The sequence below is a fragment of the Cronobacter sp. 153480017-3 genome, assembly GCF_053627815.1.
The window spans coordinates 245,697-271,270 of record NZ_JBSEYN010000006.1; the positions used below are offsets into that span (position 1 = coordinate 245,697).

The following is a 25,574-nucleotide window of genomic DNA, read 5'->3' on the forward strand; positions in this document are numbered from 1 at the left end:
GCGAACTATACTGCAAGTGTTGGTTTTTTCAACGGCACTTGCCGTGTAAGGAGACCCTAATGAACCAGTCACGTTATCCAACCGTTATTCCCCCGTATATTCTGCGCCGCATTATCGATCATGGCTCAGAGCCCCAGCAGCAGAAAGCGCGCCAGACCCTCACCCACGTCCAGACCCTGATGGCGCATCAGCCCAAAGAGACCGCTGCCGCGCATGTCTCCGCCAAAGGCAAGCTGGAGCGCGATATCTATGACGCGCAGAACCGCGAAACGCTGCCAGGCGAGCTTGTGCGCCGCGAAGGCGCGCCATCCAACGGCGACGTCGCCGTGGACGAAGCCTACGACTATCTGGGCGTGACGCACGATTTTTTCTGGAAAGCGTATAAGCGCGATTCGCTCGACAACAAAGGCCTTGTGCTCAGCGGTACGGTACATTACGGGCAGGAATACCAGAACGCCTTCTGGAACGGCCAGCAGATGGTCTTTGGCGACGGCGATGGCGAAATCTTCAATCGCTTTACTATCGCCATTGACGTGGTAGGCCATGAGCTCAGCCACGGCGTGACGGAAACCGAAGCCGGGCTTATCTATTTTGAACAGGCCGGCGCGCTTAATGAATCGCTTTCTGATGTCTTCGGCTCGCTGGTGAAACAGTATCAGCGCCAGCAGACGGCAGACCAGGCGGACTGGATCATCGGCGAAGGGCTGCTGGCGGAAGGCATCAACGGCAAAGGGCTGCGCTCGATGTCAGAGCCAGGCACCGCGTATGACGACCCGCTGCTCGGCAAAGATCCACAGCCCGGCCACATGAAGGACTATGTGAAAACCCGCGAGGATAACGGCGGCGTGCATATTAACTCCGGCATACCGAACCGCGCGTTTTATCTCGCAGCGACAGCCATCGGCGGCTACGCCTGGGAAAAAGCCGGTTATGCGTGGTATGACACGGTTTGTGACCGCTCACTTTCGCAAAATGCGGATTTCGCCAGCTTCGCGAAGCTGACTATCGAGCATGGGCGTAAACGCTCCGGCGACAGCGTGGCGAAGGCGATTGAACAGGCGTGGAAAACCACAGGGGTGTTGTGATGGATTTGCCAGATCTGACGGATGATGCCGTCGTGGAGCTGGCGCGTGAAGGCGGCGTGGCGTATATGCCACGCCTGGCCGGTCAGCGGCGTATCGCCGTCGCTGAGTTAAACGCCCAGCAGCGTCAACGGCTTATCGATATTCTGCATCAGGCTCTGCCACAGGCGTTCCCGCCCGGACAGTCCGATTCGCCAGGGCGCGGCGATCAGCGCTACTTCCGCATCCAGATCCTCTGGACGCAGCATGATCAGGCGGGCTACGCCGACATCGTTCTGCTGGTGCCGGAAAACGCCGCGCCGGAAGGGCTGCGTGAACTCTGGAAGCGTGGCGAAGACTGCATCTGCGACTAGTGCGCGTGCAGCGTAAATTCCACGCGTTTACGGGAAATGAGACCGTGGCCGTTACGGCAGAAATAGTCCACCGCACCACACGCTTTCAGCACTTCCAGGGGCTGATGGCACTCCGGGCAGCGCGCCTCGACCTGGTAATCCTGATGACATGCAGAGCAATGCGCGCCGCGCTCGCTTTGTTCAAGCTCGTGCTGACAGTTCGGACAACGTAATTCCACGTGAGACCTCCTTGAAAACACAGCGGGAGTCATGATGACTCCCGCTTCGGTTATTTACTTTTCTTGATGTGCTTAATCAGGCGCTTACGCTTACGCAACTGGTTTGGCGTCAGCGTGTTGCGCTTGTTGGCGAACGGGTTCGCGCCTTCCTTAAACTGAATGCGAATCGGCGTACCCATCACATCCAGCGATTTGCGGAAGTAGTTCATCAGATAGCGTTTGTAGGAATCCGGCAGGTCTTTCACCTGAGTGCCGTGAATCACCACAATCGGCGGGTTATAACCGCCCGCATGCGCATACTTCAGCTTCACGCGGCGGCCACGCACCATCGGCGGCTGATGGTCTTCTTCCGCCATTTTCATAATGCGTGTCAGCAGCGCCGTGCTGACGCGACGCGTAGAGCTGTCATAGGCTTCGCGTACCGATTCAAACAGGTTACCAACGCCGCTGCCGTGCAGCGCGGAGATGAAGTGTACGCGGGCGAAGTCGATAAAGCCGAGACGGTAATCCAGCGTCTCTTTCACTTCTTCTTTCACTTCCTGGCTCAGGCCGTCCCACTTGTTGACGACGATAACCAGCGAACGACCGCTGTTGAGAATAAAGCCCAGCAGCGAGAGATCCTGATCGGAAATGCCTTCACGCGCATCAATAACCAGCAGCACCACGTTGGCGTCTTCAATCGCCTGCAGCGTTTTGATAACCGAGAACTTCTCCACCACATCGGTGATTTTGCCGCGTTTACGCACGCCCGCGGTATCGATGAGGACGAATTCGCGTCCATCGCGCTCCATCGGAATGTAGATGCTGTCGCGCGTGGTGCCCGGCATGTCAAAGACCACAACGCGGTCTTCGCCCAGAATACGGTTGGTAAGTGTGGACTTACCTACGTTCGGACGACCAACGATAGCCAGTTTAATCGGCAGATCCTGCGGGTTGAAATCGTCCTCTTCTTCTTCGACAAGTTCACCGTTCTGCTCGGCTTCAAACTGCGCCCAGTATTCGGCTTCTTCATCCACTTCTTCCGGCGGATCGACATCGTCCATCCACGGCACCAGCACGTGTTCCAGCAGCGAGGTCACGCCGCGGCCATGAGAAGCTGCAATCGGATGAATTTCACCGAGGCCGAGCGAATAGAAATCCGAGACGGCCTGATCCGGATCGAGACCGTCGGTTTTGTTGGCGACCAGGAAAGTTGGTTTCTGGCGGCTGCGCAGATGTTTGGCGATCGCCTCATCCGCCGGCATCAGGCCAGCGCGGGCATCCACCATGAAAAGCACCACGTCGGCTTCTTCAATCGCCAGCAGCGACTGTTCCGCCATGCGGGTCTCCACGCCCTCTTCCGAGCCGTCGATACCGCCGGTATCGATACAGATAAATTCACGTCCTTCTACTTCGGCACGACCATATTTGCGGTCACGCGTCAGCCCCGGGAAATCCGCTACCAGCGCATCCCGGGTGCGGGTTAAACGGTTGAACAACGTGGATTTTCCGACGTTAGGGCGCCCGACCAGCGCGACCACAGGTATCATTCTTAAAGCCTCATTACTGATAAATCATTGTTAAACCCGTAGAAAATCCACGGGCTTCAGAAAACAGGAAACGGCCCCTGCGCTAATCAGGAGCCGTTTTAGCTGTGCTACGCCTGTCTGTTAACGCGAAATCGCGTAGAGCGTACCGTCTTTGGCCTGGATCAGGATTTTATTATCCGCCACGACCGGCTCAGTCTGGAAGCCAGAGCTGTCCACTTTTTGCTGAGCCACAAAACGGCCGTTATCGGTATCCATCCAGTGCAGGTAACCTTCGCTGTCGCCGACCACCAGCGATCCATTATAGAGCACCGGCGCGGTCAGATTACGGTGCAGCAGTTGCGTCTGTGTCCAGAGCGTTACGCCGCCTTCCACGTTCAGCGCCAGCACGTTATCGTTCTGGTCCACCAGGTAGATACGCCCGCCATCGACGATGAAATCATTCACCGAGCCCAGCTCGCGTTTCCACATAATCTGACCGGAGCGCAGATCCAGCGCGGTCAGGTTGCCGTTGTACGCCAACGCATACACCACGCCATTAACAACAACCGGCGTTGTGTCGACGTCGCTCAGACGATCGATCTCGGTCGCACCTGTCGCCTGCGAAATACGCTGCTGCCAGATCATCTGGCCGCGCTGCATCAGCACCGCGCTGACGCGGCCGTTATCGCCGCCCACAATGGCTGCGCCAAAGGCGGACGCCGGTGCGGATTCGCCGCGCAGCGAGAGCGACGGCATATCCAGATTGACGGTCCACTTAATCGCGCCGTCGCTTTCGTTCAGCGCCTGCAGCATACCGTTGCTGGTATGGATAAGCACCAGGCCGTCGCTGACTACCGGACGGGAAAGCGCTTCGCCCGCCACTTTGGTCTGCCAGGCGATGGAGCCGTCAGACGTGTTCAGCGCATACACCTGCGCTTTTTCGCTGCCCACGTAAACGTGCGCGCCGACGGCAGTCAGGCCGCCTGAGAGCAGCGCCGGACGGTTACGGGAGAAGAAGCCGGTTTTCTCAGAGAGATCGATGCTCCAGATTTCTTTGCCATCCTGCGAGTTAACGGCTTTCACCGTGCCGCGACGATCAGCCGCGTAGACGTTGCCATCAAGAAACGCCGGATGCAGGTTGGAATAAAAATCGCCAATTCCGCTGCCCACGGAGGTGTCCCACGCGACTTGCGGCGAGAACTGGTTTTCAACGGTTGGCAGCGGCGACATTTTCACTACGTCTTCTTCACCGCTAAACAGTGAGCAACCGCTTAACAGCGTGACGGAAAGCATCGCTGGCAAAACTAATTTACGCAATTGCATCGGGTCCCTCTCAGATGGACAAGTTATTGATTTTCATCTGCATCATATCGCCAAGCGCCGGAGAATTTTTATCATCCGCCCCTTTGCTCCAGGCATCGCGCGCGCCCTGTTTATCGCCTTTGCTCAGCAGCGCATCGCCACGCAGATCGGCCACCATCGCCGACCAGTTTTCGCCTTTGACGCTTTCCAGGGTTTTCAGCGCGGCATCCGCCTGTTTCTGCTGGATCTGAATGCGCGCCAGGCGCAGATTAATCAGCGAGCGCAGATTCTCGTCCTTCGTGTTCTCAAGGCCCTTCTGTAACTGCTGCGCGGCGTTGGTGAGATCGTTTTTATCCACATAACGCTGCGCCAGTTCCAGCGCGGCCAGCGCACCGTAGGTGTTTTGATTCTGAGCGACGAACTGCTGCGCCGCGCTCAGGGTTTTCGGATCGTCAGCGCGCACATCGGTCATTACATTCTGATAATGCAGCGAGGCTTCGCGGGCGGAATCGACCTGCGACCCGTTCCAGAAACGCCAGCCGACGAGCGCGCCAATCCCTAATACCACACCCACCGCCAGCGCTTTGCCATTTTCAGCAAAGAAACGCTTTACCGCGTCGAGCTGCTCGTTTTCGTTCTCGTAAATTTCCACGCAGTCCTTCTCCTTAACGATATGTCGCCGGGAAATCAGCCCAGCAGCGTCTGCAGATGCGCGGCCAGCTCGCTTTGCGCAAGCGCCTGCTGCTCACCTGAGCGCAAATCTTTCACCACAACCTGACGGTTGGCGACTTCGTCCTCGCCCAGAACCAGCGCGATGCGCGCGCCCCATTTGTCTGCGCGCGCGAACTGTTTCTTAAAGTTGCCGCCGCCATAGTTGGTCATCAGCTTGCAGCCTGGCAGCGCGTCACGAACCCGCTCGGCCAGTTGCATTGCCGCCGACTGCGCGCCGTTGCCGGACGCAATCAGGTATATATCGACAACAGGATCCGCCGTAAATTCCGGATTAACCGCCTGAACGAGTAAAACGAGGCGCTCAAGGCCCATCGCGAAGCCCACCGCCGGGGTCGCGCGGCCTCCTAACTGCTCAACCAGACCGTCGTAACGACCGCCCGCGCACACCGTACCCTGCGAGCCGAGGCTCGTGGTCACCCACTCAAACACGGTGCGGTTATAGTAGTCGAGGCCGCGCACGAGGCGCTGGTTAACGGTGTAAGCGATACCGGCATCGTCAAGGAACGCGCACAGGCCCGCGAAATGTTCGCGGGACTCTTCATCCAGATAATCGCCCAGCATCGGCGCGTCGTTTAACAGCGCCTGTACATCCGGGTTTTTGGAATCGAGCACGCGCAGCGGGTTCGAATACATGCGGCGTTTGCAGTCTTCATCGAGCTTATCGACGTGCTGCTCAAGGAAGGCAATCAGGGCGTCGCGGTAGTTAGCGCGCGCTTCCAGCGAACCGATGGAGTTCAGCTCCAGCGACACGTGCTCAGCGATGCCCAGCGCTCGCCACCAGCGGGCCGTCAGCATAATGAGTTCGGCGTCGATATCCGGGCCCTGCAGGCCAAACACTTCTGCACCTAACTGATGGAACTGACGATAGCGGCCTTTCTGCGGACGTTCGTGACGGAACATCGGGCCGATGTACCACAAGCGCTGTTCCTGATTGTACAGCAGACCATGTTCGATGCCGGCGCGCACGCAGCCCGCGGTGCCTTCAGGACGCAGGGTCAGGCTGTCGCCGTTGCGGTCCTCAAAGGTATACATCTCTTTTTCAACCACGTCGGTCACTTCACCGATAGCGCGTTTGAACAACGGGGTCTGCTCTACAATCGGCAAACGGATTTCGCTGTAACCGTAGCTGCCGAGCACCTGCTTGAGTGTGCCTTCAATGCGCTGCCAGATGGCGGTATCGCCCGGCAGGTAATCGTTCATGCCGCGGATGGCTTGAATGTTTTTTGCCACGTTTATTCTCTTTTTCTATACAAAAAATGAACCCGAAACAGACCGCTCCGGTGTGGCTGGGGCGGTTCGCGGGTTCAATCATACACGGGAAGCACGCCGCTTCCCACGTTTGCGTTATTTTTCCAGCTGCTGCACGCTGATACGACGGCTCTCGTCGAGCATTGACGCCTTGGCGCGAATGCGCGCTTCGAGTTGCGTAATCATGTCGTCGTTATCGAGGCGGTCTTTGCGCACGCCTTCTTCATAGAAGCCGCTTTTCTTGTTGCCGCCGGTGACGCCAAGTGTGGAGATCAGCGCTTCACCCGGACCATTCACCACGCAGCCGATGATAGAAACATCCATCGGCGTGATGATATCTTCCAGGCGCTGCTCCAGCGCGTTCACCGTGCCGATAACATCGAACTCCTGGCGGGAACAGGTCGGGCAGGCGATAAAGTTAATGCCGCGCGAGCGAATACGCAGGGATTTCAGAATGTCGAAACCGACTTTGATCTCCTCCACTGGATCGGCCGCGAGCGAAACACGCAATGTATCGCCGATCCCTTCAGAGAGCAGCAGCCCAAGACCGATCGCGGATTTCACCGCGCCAGCACGGGCACCGCCCGCCTCGGTGATCCCAAGATGCAGCGGCTGATCGATCTGTTTCGCCAGCAGGCGATAAGACTCGACCGCCAGGAAAACGTCAGAGGCTTTCACGCTCACTTTAAACTGATCGAAGTTCAGCCTGTCGAGATGATCGACATGGCGCATGGCGGATTCCAGCAGCGCCTGCGGCGTCGGCTCGCCATACTTTTCCTGAAGATCTTTCTCAAGCGATCCGGCGTTCACGCCGATGCGGATCGGAATGTTTTTATCGCGCGCGCAATCCACGACGGTACGAATGCGCTCTTCATTGCCGATATTGCCGGGGTTGATGCGCAGGCAGTCGACACCGTATTCCGCCACTTTAAGCGCGATGCGGTAGTCGAAGTGAATATCCGCGACCAGCGGCACACTGACCTGCTGCTTGATGAGACGAAACGCCTCGGCGGCATCCATCGTTGGCACCGAGACGCGAACGATATCCGCGCCCACGCGCTCCAGCGCTTTGATTTGGTTTACCGTCGCCTCGACATCCGTCGTGCGGGTATTGGTCATCGACTGCACGGCGATGGGTGCGCCATCGCCGATGGGGACGTTACCGACGTATATCCGTTTCGATTTTCTACGCTGAATGGGCGCTTCATTATGCATGACAAATCTCCCTCATTGCCCGTCTGTTACTGCGCTACTGATTGTTCGGCATTGAGGGTCAGACGTGCAACCTGGTTAGTTCTGATAAAACGGCTCAAATCCACCGGTTTGCCCTGGTACTGAATCTGCACTGCCGACGGCGCGCCGATTTTAAGGCGGTACGGCGCCTGACCGGACAGATTCAGATTAGTATCTTTACGTTGCAGACCGCTGAATAATTTCTTACCGGTCGCGTCAGTGACTTCAAGCCAGCAATCGGCGGTGAAATTCATCACCAGCGCGTTGGCGTCCGCCGCAGGCGCAGTGGAAGCCTGGCCTACCGGCAGCTGACTTTGTGCCGGCTGCGTCGTATTCTGCTGCGCCGCGGTGTCGGTGTTCGCCTGGCTCGGCGGCACCACCACTGGCTGCTGGCTCGCCGTATTTGGCGACGGCATCGGCGTCGGCTGCGGGTTGTTAGACGCGGTGTTCTGCGTATCGCCAGACGGCAAATCGGCAGGCGGCGTCGCCTGATCCTGCGACGCGTCAGCGGTGTTATCGGTATTCAGAGGAACGGATTGCGGGCTGTTGGCCGCGTTCTGGCTCAGCTCAGCGCTGGACTGATCCGCCATGGTGCTGATTTCTTCCTGCTGCGCTTTGTGGTTTTGCCACCACCACGCGCCTGTCAGGCCGACCACCACAAAAAGCACAAGCCAGGTGAAACTCATCAGCCAGCCGTCACGTTTTTTACGGCTTTTGCCAAGCGCGTAGGTTTGCATCGGCGCGACCTGAGCGGTTCTCACCGGCGCCTGTTTGGCGAGCATCGGCAGCAGTTCTTCTTCCGGAACGTGCACCAGACGCGCATAAGAACGGATATAACCGCGCAGGAACGTGGAAGCCAAATCGGCAGGCGCTTTGTCCTCTTCGATGTCGCGAACCGTCGATACCTTCAGGCATAAACGTTCCGCCACAACCTGTTGGCTGAGTCCCAGTTGTTCACGGGCCAGGCGCAGACGCTCACCCGTGGTGTGTGGTGCATTTTCTTCGTGAGTGGCTTCAGTATTCATTAGCTACAACTGCTGGTACTGTTTTCATTAGGAACCTGGCACCGGCAGGAATAAGACAACGTTTCGCTGCCCTGTCTGCCCATACCGCGAAATCATTCTCATCGAACACGCACATAACGCGTATCCGTTACCCGTTTCCGTATTTTAACGCCTCAGACGGCATAACGCCGCAGGCGATAAGCAGAAACGTTAGTTAACCATAGCCAGCTTTTTATCCGGTGTCTGTTAAGTAACGCCAGATAAGCCAGAAAGCCCCAGCTAACATGTTGTTGCGACGCTACATACTGCCTCAAAGCACAGAGAAACGCACCGTAATTATTTACCCTGCACGCTTCTTTACGCAGCAATCGCTGCGCCTGTGCGGAAAGTGGTCACGCGATAGCCTCCCCGCGTGACCTTACCGGCTTTTGGCTCGCTGTCAGACCGCCTTAACGGCAATCGGCTCACCCTGCATACGCTTGCGCATAGTGCGTTTGGTACGATCGATAACATCGCCCGCCAGCTGCCCACAGGCCGCGTCGATATCGTCACCGCGTGTTTTACGCACGATTGTGGTGAAACCGTAGCTCATCAGCACTTTAGAGAAGCGATCGATACGGCTGTTAGAGCTGCGGCCATACGGCGCGCCCGGGAAGGGGTTCCACGGAATCAGGTTGATTTTGCACGGCGTATCTTTTAGCAGTTCCGCCAGCTGATGCGCATGCTCGGTGCCGTCGTTCACGTGATCCAGCATCACATATTCGATGGTCACGCGGCCCTGATTGGCGTTGGATTTGCCGATATAACGACGCACGGCAGCGAGGAACGTCTCGATATTGTACTTTTTGTTGATAGGCACAATTTCATCGCGAATTTCATCGTTCGGCGCATGCAGGGAGATAGCCAGCGCAACGTCAATCATATCGCCAAGCTTATCCAGCGCCGGCACAACGCCGGAGGTTGAGAGCGTGACGCGGCGTTTAGACAGCCCAAAGCCAAAATCATCGAGCATGATTTCCATCGCCGGAACGACGTTGGTCAGGTTCAGCAGCGGCTCGCCCATGCCCATCATCACCACGTTGGTGATAGGGCGCTGGCCGGTCACTTTCGCCGCGCCAATGATTTTAGCCGCGCGCCACACCTGGCCGATAATTTCAGACACGCGCAGGTTACGGTTAAAGCCCTGCTGCGCCGTTGAACAGAATTTGCACTCCAGCGCGCAGCCCACCTGGGAGGAAACGCACAGCGTGGCGCGGTCATCTTCAGGAATATAAACCGTCTCGACGCGCTGATCGCCGACCGCAATCGCCCACTTAATGGTGCCGTCAGAAGAGCGCTGCTCTTCGACCACTTCCGGCGCCCGGATTTCCGCCACTTCCTTGAGCTTACCGCGCAGCACTTTGTTGATGTCGGTCATCTCATCGAAATCATCACAGCAGTAGTGATACATCCATTTCATCACCTGATCGGCGCGAAACGGCTTTTCACCCAGCGTTTTGAAGAACTCGCGCATCGCCTGGCGGTTCAGATCGAGGAGGTTAATTTTTTCAGATTTAATAGCAGGCGCCGCTGAGGCATCCTCAGGCGTGACAATGTGTTCAGACATATTCGATCCTGGCCTCGTTGTTACACGTTACGGCCTCTGGAGGGTTGATAAAAAAGAAACGCCCCGGTCAGAGCAGGCTCATCCGGGGCGCAGCATTGTACAAATTCTATGGCAGTGACGCCACGGCTTAAAGCGACATCATGAAAATAAAATGTAAATGTCTCTTTGCCGTTTCGCTTATTAGCGAGTGCGCGGGCAGATTTCGCCTTCGCCGAAGAAGTAGGCGATTTCGCGGTTAGCAGACTCAACGGAATCGGAACCGTGGGTGCCGTTTTCGGTGAAGCTGTCTGCGTAATCAGCGCGCAGAGTACCTGCCAGCGCGTTTGCCGGGTTGGTCGCGCCCAGCAGGTCACGGTGACGCTGTACCGCGTTTTCGCTTTCCAGTACGGAAACTACGATCGGGCCAGAGGTCATGAATTCCACCAGACCGTCAAAGAACGGCTTGCCTTCGTGCTCGGCATAGAAACCGCGCGCCTGCTCAACGGTCAGGTGCAGCATTTTGGTACCGATGATTTTGAAGCCTGCGGATTCAAAACGCGCGAAAATGCTGCCGATAACGTTTTTAGCGACTGCGTTCGGTTTGATGATGGAAAAAGTACGCTCGATTGCCATGATTACCTCTGTAAGTTGTTCTGTTTGCCCGACAGGCAAGTTTAGAATTGGCGGCGATTATAATGAGCATCGAAAGCCTTGCCTACCTTCGGGGATAACATTTTTTTAAAATAATATGAGCTTCGGCAACACTTCATGCCATAAGCGTGCTTTTCAGGCGTCTTTCCTTATTCCACCCGGAACTGTGCAGCCGCAATCTGCCCTGCTTCATCCATCAGCAAAACCTGATAATCCCCGCTTTTATCAAAGGTCAGCGTCACGCTGTCGCCTTCTTTATCAAGCGGTTCGCCGTTTAAAAACCACCAGTGGCGTCCGCCACCGCCCTGACTGCGCAGCGGCAGCGACAACGCGGCTTGCCCTGGTAGTCGTTTCAGCACAGCCCCTTCGCTTACGCCGGTGAGCAGCAGCGGCACCTGATCCTGCTGATGAACTGGCGGACACTGCGCTGAAACCGGCGGCAGGCGGGCGGCCCGCCGCTCGGCGGGCGGCAGCCACGGTTCAAGCGGCAGCGGCCAGAGCAACAGGCGGCTTTCGGAAACATGCGGGCAATCCGCTGCCACCCGCTCGCCCTTCGCATTTAGCCACAGCGGGAACTGAATGCCCCGGCTTCCTTCCTGCCCTTCGGCAAGCAGCGTTGGCGGTTCGCTGTTATCAAGAAGCCACGTCGATAACCGGCGGCGGCAGTTGCTGTCTCCCGCCGGTAAGTGCTGCCCGCCCGGCCAGCAGATGGTACCTGCCGACACCGAAGCCGGGCGCGGATCGACGGGTTGTCTCGCCTGCTGCACCGCCGAGGCGGCCCCCGCCTGTAACAGGTTATTGACCTGATTCAGCACCGGCACGGCGCTTGCGAAACCAAACTGTCCGGCGACCGGTGTCGCATCCGGGCGTCCGGTCCAGATGCCAATCAGATAGCGCGACGTCACGCCGACAGCCCAGGCATCGCGATAACCGTAACTGGTGCCGGTTTTCCAGGCGAGCGGCACCACCTGCGGCAGTGAACCGTCCGGCAGCGGCTGCGCCTCGTTCGCAAGAATGCGGCGGATAATCCATGCCGCGCCCGGTGACATCAGCGGACGCTCTACCAGCGGATCGCCCTTCACCACGCGCAGGCGCGCCGCCTGCCCGTGACGAGCGAAAGCGCTGTAGGCCGCCACAATCTCATCAAGTCTTGCGCCCGCGCCGCCCAGGATCACCGCGAGGCTTGGCTGCGCCGTCGGCGGAAAACGCAACGCCAACCCGACATTACGCAGCTTCGCCGTAAAACGCTTCGGCCCGTAGGCTTCCAGCACCTGAACGGCGGGCAGGTTCAGCGAACGCACCAGCGCCTCGCTCATGCTCACCGGTCCGTTAAAACCGCTGTCGAAATTGCCGGGCCGGTAATCCCCGAAGCGACGCGGCACATCCTGTAACAGCGACGCCGGATGAATAAGCCCCTCATCCAGCGCCAGCCCGTAGACAAACGGTTTTAACACCGAACCGGGTGAACGAATCGCGGTGACCATATCGACATGACCAAAGCGGGCATCATCGTTGATATCCGCCGAACCGACCCAGCCGCGCACTTCCATGGTGGTGTGATCGACCACCAGGATAGCCAGCGACGTCCGCGCCGGGAGGCGGCCTTTCCAGTTCAGCGCGAGATCTTCAAGCTGGCGCTGTAAAGCGGCGTCAAGCGTAGTGGTGATTTTGGTGTCGCGACGTTGCGTCACCAGCCGCCGCGAGAGCAGGGGTGCCAGTTGCGGCATCTGACGCGGAGCCAGCCAGACCGGTTCTTCCAGCGACTCGCGTACCTGTTTTTCACTCCAGACGCCCTGCGTCGCCATGCGGCGCAACACCTTATCGCGCGCCGCCTGCGCGCGGTCAGGCCAGCGGTCAGGCCGGAGCCTGCTTGGGGCCTGTGGAAGCACCGCCAGCAGCGCGGCATCGGAATAGCTAAGTTGCGAAGGCGGTTTGCCGAGATATACCCAGCTGGCGGCCCCGATGCCCTGTAGCGTGCCGCCAAACGGCGCGCGGTTCAGATAGAGCGTGAGTATCTCGGCTTTGGAGAGATGCCATTCAAGCTGCATCGCCCGCCATACCTGGCGCAGCTTACCGCCAAAGGTACGCGGATGCGGATCCAGCAGGCGCGCCACCTGCATGGTAAGCGTACTGCCACCGGAGACAACCGAGCCGGAGCGCAGATCCTGCCAGGCCGCGCGTGCGATCGCGAGCGGGTTAATACCGGGGTGACGCCAGAACCAGCGATCTTCGTAGTTCAGCAGCGCCTCAAGGTAACGCGGCGAGACATCGTTAATGGTGACCGGGTAGCGCCAGATGCCGTTTTTGTCGGCGAAGCGCCACAGCGGCGTGCCGTCCTGGGCCACGACCACGCGCGCGGGCTGCACTTCATATAACGGCAGCGGCCAGCACTTATCGGCAAGCCATAGCGCAGCGCACAATAAAAGCGGCGCCGCCGCCAGAATTATCCAGCGGCGGCGCCTTTTACACAGGCTTTTAATCACAGCTCACCTGTCAGGGGTTAATGGTCAGCGCAGGGATGGTCGCACCGGTCGAACGCCATTGTGGCACATACATCGACTCCACCTGCGGCGCGGGCACTTTATAGGTGCCCGGCGTCACGGCGCGCGCCATGTAGACCAGCGTGGCGTTAACGCCTTCGTTCACCGGCAGCGCCGCGACGAAGCGGTCGTCACGAAACTCCATATGCTGAATATCCATCTGCTGCATCCGGTTGATGAGATCGCTCGCCTCACCCGCGCTACTCAGACTGGCGCTGGCGTTCGCCAGGTTCTGGTTCTCAAGCTCCAGCCCGGCCGGGAGAAGATCGACCACCAGCGCGTCAGGCACCGTTTTGCTGGCTGAAACTTCAAGCCACACCAGCACCAGCTCGCCGCTCTTCAGGTTGGAGAGCGAAATCGACTCGCCTTTGCTGTTGAGGTAGTGACGCTCAATATGCAACACGTTACTTGACGGCTGCGGCGCGACATCCGGGTAACCCTGGCTGTCAAGACGCAGCCAGAGCGGGGTCTGTGCCGTGTTGGTGACCTGCAACGCGCCAAGCTGATCGGCGTTAAGCGCGACGCTCTGCGCTTTGTCACCACTCATGAACTGGCCTGCCAGCGTGGTTTGCGCCTGCCAGTTCCCCGGCTGGTTTACCAGATTGCGGCCCGCCAGGAACAGCGCATTGCTTTCCTGGGTGGAGAGCCAGCGCTGACCATACGCTTCATCAGACAGCGCGTTAAGCAGCGTACTTTGCGTGTCGGCCTGCAGGTTATATTCCTGCAACAGGCTCAGCTTCAGCGCATCGTCACGCAGATCGCTGCCGTAGTCGCCAAGCCAGACATCATTATGCGGCCGCTCGGTTTTGAGCCCGAGATCCAGCGCGGCTTTACTGCGCGGCGCATCGCCCATCAGTTTCAGCGCCACGCCAAGCTGCACCAGCGGCAGACCGCCGCCCGCTTGCGCGCGATGCTCCCAGAGGTCGCGCAGCGCGCCGAGCGGCGCTTTCTGCTGACGAGCCAACACCAGGCCCGCATAGGCCTGCACCGCAAAGCGCGAGGCCGCGTTATTTTCGCTGTAGCGCAGCGCGATGGTGGCCGGATCCTGGAGATAACGCAGCAGGCGCGCGTTAGCTTTATTTAAAGCATCAGCCGGCACGCTGTAGCCCTGTTCGCCCGCGCGTACCAGGAAATCGGTCACATAGGCCGTCGCCCAGTACTCTTCCGGGCTTTCTTTATCCCACAGCCCAAAACCGCCCTCTTCACGCTGCATCTCCAGCAGGCGGGCAATGCCGATATCCACCGCCGCGCGGCGCTGTTCATCGGTGTCGCCTTTGATGCCGAGCGCTTTAAGCTGCGCGGCGTTGGTGTAGAGCGACGGGAAGAGGCCGCTGGTAGTCTGCTCAAGGCAGCCATACGGATACGCGCGCAACTCTTCAATGTAGCGGGCGATGTTCAGCGGCGGACGACCGCTTAACAGCAATCGGCCTTCCAGCGTGGAGGCGTTAAGCCCCTGCAGATGCGTGGCCGGTACGGTCCAGATTTCGCCTGCGCGCAGCATCGCGCCGCTGTTGATAGTCTGTGCCGGATACGCCGGACGCACGCCGATTTTCCACTCGCGGTTGATGGGCGCGAAACGCTCGCCCGGCAGTGAAAGCCCGGTGATCTGCGCCTGTACCGCGCCATCGCCAAACCCGTTGCTGGCAGCGACCGGCACGTACAGCGTTGTGCGCCCGCCCGCTTTCAGGTTCACCTGCTGGCTCGACTGCGCATCAAGGCGCACGAGCCCGCTGGCGCTAAAGGTGACGTTAAGCTGCTGCGGCTGTTCGGTCAGGTTCGTGACATCCAGCGCCAGGCGCGAGGTATCACCACCCGCGAGGAAGCGCGGCGTACTCATCTCGGCAATCACCGGTGCTGCCACAATCACTTTGCTTTCGCCGCTGCCGAAGCGGTCGTCGCTCCAGGCCTGCGCCATCACGCGCAGTTCACCGTTAAAGTCGCCGACAGGCAGCGTAATTGTGCCTTCACCCTGGTCGTTTAACTGCACCGGCACCGCCTGTTCAGCGATGATAGTCACATGGTTGACCGGCGGTTTGCCGCCGCGGTTCAGCTCGTCGCCGTCGCCACCAAAGCGCAGCGCCGCCAGACGGCCCTGTCCTTCAATGACCTGGCCGTAGATATCATAGATATCCGCGCCATAGCGTTTCTTACCAAAGAAGCCGCGCCACGGATCCGGCGTGACGTAGTCGGTGATGTTAAGCACGCCGCTGTCCACGGCGGAAACCAACACGTTGATCTGCTTCGGCAGCTCGCCGTTTTTCACGCTGGCTTTCACTTTCACCGACAGCGTGCTGTCCGGGCGCATCTTCGCGGGGGTTTCCAGCGATAAATTCAGGCGACGGTTTTCATCGCCCATCGGCAGATGCAGCAGGCCGACCGCGCGTTTTTGCGTCGCGGAGCGGGATTTATCGCCAGGGCGCACCACCAGCGTGCTGAGATAGAGATCGTGACGCTTCCAGGCTTTATCCACCGGAATGTCCAGATCGAGGCCTTTCTCCGGCACGTCGATCTCCTGCCACCACAGCGGGCCTTCAGAGGATTCCACCATTGCATAGCCTTTGCCTGCGGCTGGCGCGGCGATATGCAGCTTGATGGTGTCGCCTGGCTGATAGAACGGCTTATCAATTTTCAGCGTCACACGGTCCGGGCGCGGCGCGCTGGCACCGTCGTTGTTATCCTGCCAGCTGTAACCCGCCCAGAAGCGCACACTGCTGACGAGATCGTCAGGCGAGACGACCTCCAGGCGATAGGAACCCCACTCCACCGGGAAGCTGACTTTGCCGGTTTCACCCGCCGCCAGATCGATAGTCTGCTCGGCTTCCACCAGATCTTTCTGATCGAACTGCGACAGCCAGCCTTCAGAATCTGACCAGTTCCAGTAATAGTCGCGGCGCTCGCGCACCAGGCGCACTTTGAGGCCTTTGACCGCGACTTTTTCACCCTGCGCGTTGGCATAGACGATATCGAAACCGGCATTGCCGTTTTCATCGACCATCGGCTGACTGACGGTATCGTCGGTACGGTAGTCGTAAACCGCTTTCTCACCAAACTGCGGGCGAATACCCACCAGCGCGTCGGCAGGCCAGATGGCCTGTTCAACGCGGCGCGTCACCGGGCGACCGCCGGATTCCAGCAGGCTCGCCTGCAAAATCAGACGCAGCGGCGAGCGCACATCCTGCCACTGGCTTTCAGCAGCGACCTGCGCGACACCCGCGTCGTCAAGATTAAGCTGCACTTCATCCAGGCTGCGGGAGAGGTTTTCTTCCGCGATATTGCCGAACTGGAAGCCCGGCAGTTGCGCCACCGCGTCGCGCAGCGGACGCAGATAGAGCTGGCCCTGCAGACTGTTGCCCGCTGCAGGCGCGCCGTAGAGGTAATGACCTTCGATACCAAAATTGACGGTATCAGCAGGTGCCAGAGGCGTTTTCTGCACGTTGAGATTGAGCGCCATCCGCTCCGGCATAAAGTCTTCCACATGGAAGAGCCAGTTACGGTTCTGGTTGTCGCCGGTATTGGCGCGGATCACCCATTGGCCGGTGGCGGCCTGAGCATCCAGTTTCCAGGTCAGTTGATAAAGCCCGTTATTCGGCTCCACCACCTGCGTGCGCGCCACCTGGCCATCCGGGCGCACCACTTCAAATTTTACCGGCTGCGCCGTCAGCGGCTTGCCGTCGCTGTCGCGCAGCAGGCCATTAACGATCACCGTCTCACCCGGGCGGTAAAGATCGCGCGGGCCAAACATAAAGAACTGTTTGCTGTAGCCGCGATCGCCATCGATATCAAACTCGGCGAGATCCAGCGCCGGCAGGTTGAGATCGAGCATCGTGGTCTGCTCGCCCATACGGGCCAGCACCAGCGCCGCCTCTTTCGGGTTTTCCAGACGCACGTGACCGGTGCTGTCGCTGGTCGCTTGCGACAGTGTCTGCCCTTTGTCATTCAGCAGACGGACTTCGACGCCGCTTTGCGCCGCGCCGTTCTCCAAGCTCTGGGTGAAGATGTCCATGCGGTCGTGGTAGCGGTGCAGCGAAAGACCGACATCGCTCAGCGTAAAGAGCGTCGCGGCGTTGCTGTAGTTGTAGTGCCCCGCCTGGTTCATTACCGCCAGATAGACGCCCGGCTGTTGCAGCGGCTTGATGTCGCTTAACGGCAGCAGCAGTTTTTCGCGCGTATTGCGGGCCGGGTTGAGATCAAAACGCCCGGTATAGACCAAATCCGCCATTTTCAGCAGCTGGTCTGATTCCCAGTTACTGAGTGAATTACGGTACTCCCACTGGCTCACCATCGCCGCCAGCGATTCCGGTTTCACCCGGTAAAAGTTAACGTCGACGCTTGAGATATTGAGCGCCATCACCGGCAGACCCTGCACGACTTTGGTCGGCAGCAGCGAGCCGCGGCTGGCGAACCCGACGCTTGGCGCGATATCGCGCGTGGTCAGGGTTTTCTCATACGCTATGCCGAAAGTGGCCTTATTTAGCGCCAGCAGTTCGCGATCGACGCTCAGCACCAGTTCACGGTTCGGCTCCAGATGGCGCAGACGCAGCTCTTTTAAGTTCGGTGCAAGCTCCCACGCGCCGTCCACCTTGCCGTCTTTCTTATCGACAAGATGCACCACGCGGCCGAAATCCTGGTTGGGATCGAGCGGCACCGAGAAGGTGAGCACCAGCGTACTGGCACCATCAAGCTGAACCTCGGAGGCGTCCAGTAATTTGAGTGGTTTTCCGGCGCTTTGCTGCGCCAGTTTTTGCAGGTCAGCCGCCTGGAGCTTTGCCTGGGGCGCCGGAGCGCTACTCTGGGCCGCAGGCGCGGTGGAATCGGCGGAAGCACTCTCCTTGTCGTCGCACCCGCCGAGAGTGAAAGACGCCAGTAACGCTGTCGCGATGACAGCCAGACGCAATGATTTCATAGTTTTCCCTGGCCGTAGTGGCCGTCGGTTGCCGGTAACGGCGGCTATTATGCTTAAAAGCTGTGACAAAAAAAAACCACCAAAAATAAATAGCGGAAGATGCTTTGCAAATTCCTTGCAACGGCCTGCAAAACGCTAACTTTCTCTCCACTTCCCGCCGGATGTTACCGCGATCACAGTGCATAACGTTACATGTTACCTTTAGAGTTATTTGTTTTTAAAACAATTAGATAACTGGATTTTGAAGGCAGCGGGTTGCTACCTTTGAGCGGTGCCTCTGCACATCAGGTGGTTTAGCCAGACGATAAAAAAGAGAGAGCTAAATGAGATACGCCGTAAACGCCCTACAAAACTTTGGCAAGTCCCTTTATGGACCGGTATTAATCCTGCCGATTGTCGGCCTGTTTATCGCCTTCGGCAACGTACTCGGCAACGGCAGCCTGGCGGGTTACCTGCCGTTTCTCGGCCATCCGGCGCTGCAGCACACCGGTCAGCTTATCGCTAAATCGGCGGTCTCGGTGCTGGCGAATCTGGCGCTGGTCTTCGCCGTCGGCATTCCCATCGGTCTTGCGGCGCGCGACAAAGGCTACGCGGCGCTGACAGGGCTGGTGACGTTTGTTGTTTTTATCAACGCCATGAATGTGACGTTACAGCTACAGGGCGAACTGGCACCGGCCGATCAGATGCGCGCGGCAGGGCAAAGCATGGTGCTTGGCGTGCAGGTGCTGGAGATGGGCGTATTTGCGGGCATTCTGACCGGCGCTCTCTCCGGCTGGCTCTATAACCGCTACTCCGGTGTCCAGTTCTCGGGTGCGATGGCGATTTACTCCGGCCACTGCTTTGTCGCCATCATTATGCTGCCCGTCTCGATGATATTGGGCGTAGTGATGAGTGAGATCTGGCCCTTCGCCCAGCACGGCATCAGCGCGATGGCGCTGGCGATTAAAGGCGCAGGCCCGTTTGGCGTGGCGGTGTATGGCTTCCTGGAGCGCATTCTGGTGCCGACAGGCCTTCATCATCTGGTCTATACGCCGTTTCTCTATACCGAACTCGGCGGCACTCAGGACGTCTGCGGTACGGTCTACCAGGGCGCGCGCAATATCTATTTTGCCGAGATGGCCTGCCCTTCCGTCACGCAGTTAAGTCCGACCGTGGTCTGGGACGCGCGCGGCATCAGCAAAATGTTCGGCCTGCCCGCGGCGGCGCTGGCGATGTATATGACGGCCAAACCAGAGCGCAGGGCCGCCGCCAAAGCGATTCTGATCCCGGCGGCGCTGACGTCGCTTCTGGTAGGCGTCACCGAGCCTATCGAATTTTCATTCCTGTTTATCGCCCCGCTGCTGTTTGTGGTGCACGCGGTGCTGACCGGCATCGGCATGATGCTGTTTTATCTGCTGGACGTTCACGCCATCGGCGCTAACGGCATTATCGATTTCATTCTCTACAACCTGCCGCTTGGCACCACGAAATCAAACTGGCCGATGTATCTGCTGGTGGGGCTGATGATGGCGGTGCTCTATTTCACTGTGTTCCGCTTCCTGATTCTGCGCTTCAACATGAAAACGCCGGGGCGCGAGGATGACGACCAGGAGACGCGCCTCTACAGCAAGCAGGAATATCAGGCGAAAGGCACAAACGACGGTCTGGGCGAGGCGATTATCGAAGGCCTGGGCGGTCGGGCCAACATCGAAGTGGTTGATAACTGCTACACCCGGCTGCGCGTCACGGTGCGCGACGTGGCCACTATCGATGAGCCGCGCCTGAAATCAACCGGCGCAAAAGCGGTGATTAAACAAGGCAATAACGTTCAGGTGGTCTATGGGCTGCATGTAAAAAAAATGCGTGAAGCCGTTGAAATGTTTCTCTGACAGGAGCTGATGATGTTGAAACCTCCCTTTATTCTTGCTATCGCCGGCGGCGGCAGCACCTATACGCCAGGTATTGTAAAAAGCCTGATGGTGCGCTTAAGCGATTTTCCGCTCGCCGAAATTCGTCTCTATGACATCGACAGCGCGCGTCAGGAGACGATCGCGCCGGTGGTGGAGAAAGTGATCCGCGATCACAGCCAGACCATTAAATTCACTACCACCAGCGACCCGGAAGTGGCGTTCAGCGGCGCGCATTTTGTCTTCGCCCAGATGCGCGTCGGCCAGTACAAAATGCGCGAGCAGGATGAAAAAATCCCGCTGCGTCACGGCGTGGTGGGCCAGGAAACCTGCGGGCCTGGCGGCCTCGCTTACGGCCTGCGCACTATTCTGCCGATGGTCGAACTTATCGATATGGTCGAGCGTTACGCCGATGAAAAAGCCTGGATTGTGAATTACTCCAACCCGGCGGCGATTGTGGCGGAAGGCGTGCGACGCCTGCGCCCCACCGCTCGCGTGCTCAATATCTGCGATATGCCGGTGGCGGCGATGCGCAACATGGGCGCGATTCTCGGGGTCGACCGCCATAAGCTTGAAGTGGATTACTTCGGCCTGAACCACTTCGGCTGGTTCACTCGCGTGCTGGTGGATGGCGAAGATCAACTGCCCGCGCTGCGCCGTCATATCGCGAAATTCGGCCTGCTGACCGAAGACGCGGCGCAGACCGATCCGCAGCACTCCGATCCGTCATGGGTGAAAACCTGGCGCAATATTAAGCCGATCATGGATCACTTCCCGGATTATCTGCCGAACCCGTATTTACAGTATTACCTGATGCCAAACGACATCGTCGAGCATCAGAACCCGGATTACACCCGCGCCAATGAAGTGATGGACGGGCGCGAGAAAAAACTGTTCGCGGCGGCGGAGGAGTACAAGCGCACCGGTATTCTGCCGGATGCGTTCCACGTAGGCGTTCACGGCGCGTTTATTGTGGATGTCGCCTGCTCGCTGGCGTTCGATTTACGCCAGCGGCATCTGGTGATTGTCGAAAACAAAGGTGCTATCGCCAATCTGCCTTACGACGCGATGGTGGAAGTGCCGGCGTATATCACCGCCGCCGGGCCGGAGCCGGTGCGTATGGGCGCGGTGCCGCTCTTCCACCAGACGCTGCTGATGCAGCAGCTTGCCTCCGAGCAACTGCTGGTAGAAGCCACGCTTGAAGGCAGTTACGAAAAAGCGCTGCAGGCGTTTACACTTAACCGTACTGTCCCCACGATGCAGCACGCTAAAGCGATCCTTGATGACATGATCGAGGCGAACCGCGACTACTGGCCGGCGCTGCAAAAAGCCTGGGTGAACGGAGAAGCGGCGTCATAACCGGAGCCTGCTCGCGACATCAATAATGATGGCTTGTGGCGAGGTGAAAAAGCGCTGACAATCCGTTTCTCAGCGATGACACGGAGAACGCCATGTCCACATCCTTTTTTGTCGCGAGCCACTGGCTTGCAGAGCATATCGACGATCCGGAAATTCAGATCCTCGACGCCCGTATGGCCCCTGCGGGCCAGGAGCACCTGCGCAATATGGCGCAAGAGTATCGCGCGGGCCATCTTCCCGGCGCGCGCTTTTTCGATATCGAAGCGCTGTCCGATCACTCTACCCCCCTGCCCCATATGATGCCGCGCCCGGAAGCGTTCGCGGTCGCGATGCGTGAACTGGGCGTCAGCCACGACAAACATCTGATTGTTTATGACGAAGGCAACCTCTTCTCGGCGCCGCGCGCCTGGTGGATGCTGCGCGCCTTCGGCGTACAGAATGTGTCGATTCTGGCGGGCGGCCTTGCCGAATGGCAGCGCGACGGTTTTCCGCTGGAAGAAGGTATGGTCGACGCGCCGGAAGGTGAGTTTGAAGCCAAATTTGACGACGGGCTGGTCAAACGCCTGACCGATGTCTTACTGGCAAGCCACGAGAAAACCGCACAGCTCGTTGATGCCCGCCCGGCGGCGCGCTTTAACGCCGAAGCCGATGAACCACGACCGGGCCTGCGGCGCGGCCATATTCCCGGCGCGCTGAACGTGCCGTGGACCGATCTGGTCGTTAAAGGCCAGCTGAAAACCACCGACGAACTGCGCGAGATATTCGCGGACCAGGGCGTGGATCTGCATCGCCCGATTATCGCCAGCTGCGGCTCCGGCGTGACGGCGGCGGTCGTGATGCTCGCCCTCGCCACTCTTGAGGCCAGCGATGTGAAACTCTATGACGGCTCCTGGAGTGAATGGGGCGCGCGCGACGATCTGCCCATCGAACCGGCGTCATAATGGATAACCGCCTGACGCCATTGCTGCTGCGCGGCGAGTCGCTGACCCGCGCCGAGTATCGCGTGCTTTCCCACCTGACGGCGCATCCGCTGCGGGTGGGGAATATCACGGTACGCGAACTGGCGCAGGAGACGTTTGTCTCCACCGCCACGATTATGCGGCTGTGCCATAAGCTTGGCTTCAGCGGTTACAGCGAACTTATCTGGCACTGTAAGCAACTGCTCACTGACACGCCCCATCTCGCCATTGAACCCGACGCCGCGCCCGATGTTCTGCCCGCCCTGTTTAACCGCTTTGTCGAAAATTATCAGCAGACCTTTCGCTGGGTAACGCCCGAAAAGATCGCCGCCTTCAGCGAGCTGCTGCGGGAAAAAGAGCGGTTTTTTCTCTACGGCGCGGGGTTTTCGTATCTCTTCGCGGAATATCTGACCAAAAAGCTACAGGTGCTCGGCAAGACGGCCTTTATCTCCGGCCCTGGTGACAGCCGTAATATTTTTCTCAGCAACGCGACGCGGTATGAAGTGTTTATTGCCGTCTCGCGCAGCGGCGAAACGGAACAGGTGCTCGACAAAGCGCGCATCGCCCGTAATGTCGGCATGGAGGTGGTGGCATTTACCCGCGCGTCGCCAAATCCGCTGGCGGCGCTGTCCGGGCTGCATTTTCCACTCTATGACGAGGCAATCCATTTCGCCGCCGAAGCGGCGGGGATCACCTCGTTTGAATCCAATCTGGTGATGCTTATCGACCTGCTGCTGTTACAGGCGCAGGCGTAACGGCGCGGCCAGCAGGCCGCGCCGCTTCCTTACGAGAAACGCGACAGCGCGTCGCGCGCGTGGATAGCGTTAAGGTTACGCACCAGCAACTCCACCAGCATGTCGGCGGAGTACGCCTTACGGCTCTCTCCTTCGCGAAGCCCGCCGATAAACACGAACGCCAGCTTACGTTTACCGCGCTTCACGCGGGTGAAGTTTTTCCAGCGGCCGCCGACGGCGCGCGGCGGCTCAAACCCTTCGCGATAAATCAGCGTCACGGTGGTGGTATCGTTGGCGGTTTGCACCGAGAAATCTTCAATGGCGCTCAGCGGAATACCCGCCGTGAACTGACGGCAGTGCAGCGAATCGGGCGTCATCGTCAGGAACGGGATCTCACGCTTCTGCCACTGCTGCCAGAGCACGTAACAGGTCAGTAAGCCCAGCAACCCCGTGCCAATCGCGATGGCGACGATTTTACCGTCAGCAATGCCCTGAATATTAAACGGATCAACGACTTTCAGCATGGCGACCGTCGCGACAAACAGCACCACCGCCAGAATACCGCCGACGAAAAAGACTTTTTTACCGGAGTAGAGCGTGACGGTCTCGCCAGACTGCTGCACCACCTCTTCCAGCTCGCGGCGAAACTCTTCGCGATGCTCAGCGGCTTTGCCGGCCAGCTCGCCGGTCATTTTGCCGGAAAGCGCCTCAGGCTGTGCGAACCACAGGCGCAGGTTTTCCCACTGATCCTGCGGCACCGCGCGGGTGGCATGCTGAATCAGCGTGTCGTCGATGGCGCAACCGAGCGCTTCGATACGCGCGCGTGACGGCGGGTGGCTGTCGGTCGGGTGCGCGGCTTTGTGCTCCAGATAAGCCTGGATATCGCCAAAGCCCTCTTCGCGCAAGCGAGTCACCAGCGCGGCCACCAGATCCTCAAAGCCCGGTTTGCCGTTAAAGAAATCGTCGAGCGTGTTGTTCAGCGGCTCACTGACGGCGGAAATACGCAGCAGCGATGACGCCAGCGCCTGCGGGGAGCTGGCGCGCGCGCCCATCTCATCGGCGGCGTGCTCGCGGATGCGGCTCCAGTGGCTCACCGTTTCATGCAGTTGCTCGATAAAATAGACGCCCATATAAAGCGACGGGTAAAGCACCACGTGATCGATAAACGGCGCGCTCTGCTGGTTTTGCGCCATGGTATTGATGCTGTTGGTAATGCCCGCGTACAGCGGCGCAAACCGCAGGCTGTACTGTGTATCCTGGCCTGCGAAGTGGCCCAGTTCGTGACCGATAACCGCGCAGGTTTCGTCTTTATCGAGCAGCGCCGCCCAGGTGAGCGGGAAATAGAGCGTCTGACCGGTTAACAGCGGGCCGTCTTCCAGCTGCACGCTGTTGGCGGTGACGTAAAAGCCTTCCAGCATACCGACCACGATGTTATCCGGCATCATCGCACCGGTTTTCTGCGACAGCGCTTCCACCATGCTCCAGAGCGCGGGCGCCTGTTCGCGGGTCAGGTTATAGCCCACCACTTCATTTGGCTCCGGCTGGAACAGCGCGAAGCAGCGGCGGATGCTGCCGAGGCTTTTGTAAAGCACCCAGAGAATACCGAACAGGATCACCAGCGCGAACAGCATCACTTTGATGCCGCCGGCGTTCATTTTGTAATGCGTGGCGAACCAGAGCGTCTCATACCCGACGACCGCGAACAGCGCCAGGCCGCAGCAGACAATCTGCGACACCATCAGCCACGGCAGCAGTTTGCGGCACTTATCAAATGCCTGTACCAGCGCATCCTGCGACTGCTTTGCGATGGTCACGCTGCGCCGACACAGCGCGATCGCTCCGGCGTTCAGCATCATGCACAGCAGCGCCAGCCCGACGGCGAAAGAGGCCAGCCCGCTCTGGGTGCGCGCCAGCATGATTTGGCCCGCGTATTCGTTCTGAACGCTCCGTTCGCTCTCAATCACTTCTGTCGCGGGAACGCGATAGTTTTTCCCGTCGCTGGTGAATTCAATGATTGCTTTCGGATCCTGTTTCAGCGCGTCGCTCGCCGTCTGAATCAGGCTGTTTGAGCTGTCGACGCTCTCCAGAATGTCGCTGACGCGCCAGTGCTGCCAGACGGCATAGCAGGCCACCAGCAGCGGCACCAGAAAAAGATAAGCGAGATGCTTCCTGTTCATCGTTACGTCGTTTCCTTGTTAATCCATAGACGGCGGGGACACGCCCCGCGGTTAAACGCGTCTGTCTGATAACAGACGCCTCCTCCCACAGCCCTCTGAC

18 protein-coding genes are annotated in these 25,574 nt (G+C 58.9%); 6 read left to right on the plus strand and 12 right to left on the minus strand.

Annotation, left to right across the window (positions count from 1 at the left end; genetic code table 11):
- The first annotated feature begins 59 nt into the window (after positions 1-59).
- On the plus strand, positions 60-1,085 hold the full coding sequence (locus tag ACUW6V_RS15125) for a M4 family metallopeptidase (RefSeq protein WP_069683059.1): 1,026 nt from the start codon (positions 60-62) through the stop codon (positions 1,083-1,085).
- Complete coding sequence (locus ACUW6V_RS15130) at positions 1,085-1,435, plus strand: protealysin inhibitor emfourin (RefSeq protein ID WP_004386982.1); 351 nt, start codon at positions 1,085-1,087, stop codon at positions 1,433-1,435. The genes ACUW6V_RS15125 and ACUW6V_RS15130 overlap by 1 nt, the downstream gene beginning before the upstream one ends.
- Here the strand turns inward: ACUW6V_RS15130 and ACUW6V_RS15135 are convergent.
- From ACUW6V_RS15135 to ACUW6V_RS15185, 11 genes are all read right to left on the minus strand, one after another.
- Complete coding sequence (locus tag ACUW6V_RS15135) at positions 1,432-1,686, minus strand: zinc ribbon domain-containing protein (RefSeq protein WP_012124053.1); 255 nt, start codon at positions 1,684-1,686, stop codon at positions 1,432-1,434. The genes ACUW6V_RS15130 and ACUW6V_RS15135 overlap by 4 nt on opposite strands.
- A gap of 17 nt (positions 1,687-1,703) precedes the next feature.
- Positions 1,704-3,182: a ribosome biogenesis GTPase Der gene (gene der, locus ACUW6V_RS15140; protein ID WP_004386980.1), complete on the minus strand. Its 1,479-nt coding sequence runs from the start codon at positions 3,180-3,182 to the stop codon at positions 1,704-1,706.
- A 120-nt stretch (positions 3,183-3,302) separates the two neighbouring features.
- Positions 3,303-4,484 (minus strand): outer membrane protein assembly factor BamB, encoded by a 1,182-nt coding sequence (gene bamB / locus ACUW6V_RS15145; RefSeq protein WP_007869979.1) that lies wholly within the window; start codon positions 4,482-4,484, stop codon positions 3,303-3,305.
- A gap of 10 nt (positions 4,485-4,494) precedes the next feature.
- The gene (locus tag ACUW6V_RS15150; RefSeq protein WP_004386978.1) at positions 4,495-5,115 is read right to left on the minus strand and encodes a YfgM family protein; all 621 of its coding nucleotides are present in this window, start codon (positions 5,113-5,115) and stop codon (positions 4,495-4,497) included.
- A gap of 35 nt (positions 5,116-5,150) precedes the next feature.
- Positions 5,151-6,425 carry a histidine--tRNA ligase gene (hisS, locus tag ACUW6V_RS15155; protein WP_007869985.1) on the minus strand — a complete coding sequence of 425 codons (1,275 nt, stop codon included), beginning with the start codon at positions 6,423-6,425 and terminating at the stop codon, positions 5,151-5,153.
- A gap of 114 nt (positions 6,426-6,539) precedes the next feature.
- A complete protein-coding gene (gene ispG, locus ACUW6V_RS15160; protein ID WP_104676602.1) occupies positions 6,540-7,658 on the minus strand; it encodes a flavodoxin-dependent (E)-4-hydroxy-3-methylbut-2-enyl-diphosphate synthase in 1,119 nt (372 codons plus the stop codon).
- A gap of 26 nt (positions 7,659-7,684) precedes the next feature.
- Complete coding sequence (gene rodZ, locus ACUW6V_RS15165) at positions 7,685-8,701, minus strand: cytoskeleton protein RodZ (RefSeq protein ID WP_080321847.1); 1,017 nt, start codon at positions 8,699-8,701, stop codon at positions 7,685-7,687.
- A gap of 418 nt (positions 8,702-9,119) precedes the next feature.
- Positions 9,120-10,286 carry a bifunctional tRNA (adenosine(37)-C2)-methyltransferase TrmG/ribosomal RNA large subunit methyltransferase RlmN gene (locus ACUW6V_RS15170; protein WP_004386974.1) on the minus strand — a complete coding sequence of 389 codons (1,167 nt, stop codon included), beginning with the start codon at positions 10,284-10,286 and terminating at the stop codon, positions 9,120-9,122.
- A gap of 180 nt (positions 10,287-10,466) precedes the next feature.
- Entirely contained in the window at positions 10,467-10,898 is a 432-nt protein-coding gene (gene ndk / locus ACUW6V_RS15175; protein WP_004386973.1) for a nucleoside-diphosphate kinase, read from the minus strand.
- Between the two features lie 167 nt (positions 10,899-11,065).
- Entirely contained in the window at positions 11,066-13,399 is a 2,334-nt protein-coding gene (gene pbpC / locus ACUW6V_RS15180; RefSeq protein WP_454038557.1) for a peptidoglycan glycosyltransferase PbpC, read from the minus strand.
- A gap of 10 nt (positions 13,400-13,409) precedes the next feature.
- Positions 13,410-18,359: an alpha-2-macroglobulin family protein gene (locus tag ACUW6V_RS15185; protein WP_454038558.1), complete on the minus strand. Its 4,950-nt coding sequence runs from the start codon at positions 18,357-18,359 to the stop codon at positions 13,410-13,412.
- Between the two features lie 323 nt (positions 18,360-18,682).
- Here ACUW6V_RS15185 and ACUW6V_RS15190 point away from each other — a divergent pair, with 323 nt between their 5' ends.
- From ACUW6V_RS15190 to ACUW6V_RS15205, 4 genes are all read left to right on the plus strand, one after another.
- On the plus strand, positions 18,683-20,227 hold the full coding sequence (locus tag ACUW6V_RS15190) for a PTS transporter subunit EIIC (RefSeq protein WP_454038559.1): 1,545 nt from the start codon (positions 18,683-18,685) through the stop codon (positions 20,225-20,227).
- Between the two features lie 12 nt (positions 20,228-20,239).
- Positions 20,240-21,604 (plus strand): 6-phospho-alpha-glucosidase, encoded by a 1,365-nt coding sequence (locus ACUW6V_RS15195; RefSeq protein ID WP_069683329.1) that lies wholly within the window; start codon positions 20,240-20,242, stop codon positions 21,602-21,604.
- 92 nt (positions 21,605-21,696) lie between these two features.
- Positions 21,697-22,545, plus strand: a complete 849-nt coding sequence (sseA, locus tag ACUW6V_RS15200; protein WP_076726067.1) for a 3-mercaptopyruvate sulfurtransferase — start codon at positions 21,697-21,699, stop codon at positions 22,543-22,545.
- Positions 22,545-23,318 (plus strand): MurR/RpiR family transcriptional regulator, encoded by a 774-nt coding sequence (locus ACUW6V_RS15205; RefSeq protein ID WP_104672300.1) that lies wholly within the window; start codon positions 22,545-22,547, stop codon positions 23,316-23,318. Before sseA ends, ACUW6V_RS15205 begins: the two co-directional genes overlap by 1 nt.
- A gap of 29 nt (positions 23,319-23,347) precedes the next feature.
- On the opposite strand, the gene ACUW6V_RS15210 is transcribed toward ACUW6V_RS15205, so the two are convergent.
- Positions 23,348-25,474 carry a M48 family metallopeptidase gene (locus tag ACUW6V_RS15210; protein ID WP_454038560.1) on the minus strand — a complete coding sequence of 709 codons (2,127 nt, stop codon included), beginning with the start codon at positions 25,472-25,474 and terminating at the stop codon, positions 23,348-23,350.
- Positions 25,475-25,574: the final 100 nt, after the last annotated feature.

Excerpts from the sequence above, each read along its gene's own strand:
- ACUW6V_RS15125 (WP_069683059.1), top strand. The coding sequence starts at position 60 with ATGAACCAGTCACGTTATCCAACCGTTATTCCCCCGTATATTCTGCGC.
- ACUW6V_RS15130 (WP_004386982.1), top strand. The coding sequence starts at position 1,085 with ATGGATTTGCCAGATCTGACGGATGATGCCGTCGTGGAGCTGGCGCGT.
- ACUW6V_RS15135 (WP_012124053.1), bottom strand. The coding sequence starts at position 1,686 with ATGACTCCCGCTGTGTTTTCAAGGAGGTCTCACGTGGAATTACGTTGT.
- der (WP_004386980.1), bottom strand. The coding sequence starts at position 3,182 with ATGATACCTGTGGTCGCGCTGGTCGGGCGCCCTAACGTCGGAAAATCC.
- bamB (WP_007869979.1), bottom strand. The coding sequence starts at position 4,484 with ATGCAATTGCGTAAATTAGTTTTGCCAGCGATGCTTTCCGTCACGCTG.
- ispG (WP_104676602.1), bottom strand. The coding sequence starts at position 7,658 with ATGCATAATGAAGCGCCCATTCAGCGTAGAAAATCGAAACGGATATAC.
- rodZ (WP_080321847.1), bottom strand. The coding sequence starts at position 8,701 with ATGAATACTGAAGCCACTCACGAAGAAAATGCACCACACACCACGGGT.
- ACUW6V_RS15170 (WP_004386974.1), bottom strand. The coding sequence starts at position 10,286 with ATGTCTGAACACATTGTCACGCCTGAGGATGCCTCAGCGGCGCCTGCT.
- ndk (WP_004386973.1), bottom strand. The coding sequence starts at position 10,898 with ATGGCAATCGAGCGTACTTTTTCCATCATCAAACCGAACGCAGTCGCT.
- ACUW6V_RS15185 (WP_454038558.1), bottom strand. The coding sequence starts at position 18,359 with ATGAAATCATTGCGTCTGGCTGTCATCGCGACAGCGTTACTGGCGTCT.
- ACUW6V_RS15190 (WP_454038559.1), top strand. The coding sequence starts at position 18,683 with ATGAGATACGCCGTAAACGCCCTACAAAACTTTGGCAAGTCCCTTTAT.
- ACUW6V_RS15195 (WP_069683329.1), top strand. The coding sequence starts at position 20,240 with ATGTTGAAACCTCCCTTTATTCTTGCTATCGCCGGCGGCGGCAGCACC.
- sseA (WP_076726067.1), top strand. The coding sequence starts at position 21,697 with ATGTCCACATCCTTTTTTGTCGCGAGCCACTGGCTTGCAGAGCATATC.
- ACUW6V_RS15205 (WP_104672300.1), top strand. The coding sequence starts at position 22,545 with ATGGATAACCGCCTGACGCCATTGCTGCTGCGCGGCGAGTCGCTGACC.
- ACUW6V_RS15210 (WP_454038560.1), bottom strand. The coding sequence starts at position 25,474 with ATGAACAGGAAGCATCTCGCTTATCTTTTTCTGGTGCCGCTGCTGGTG.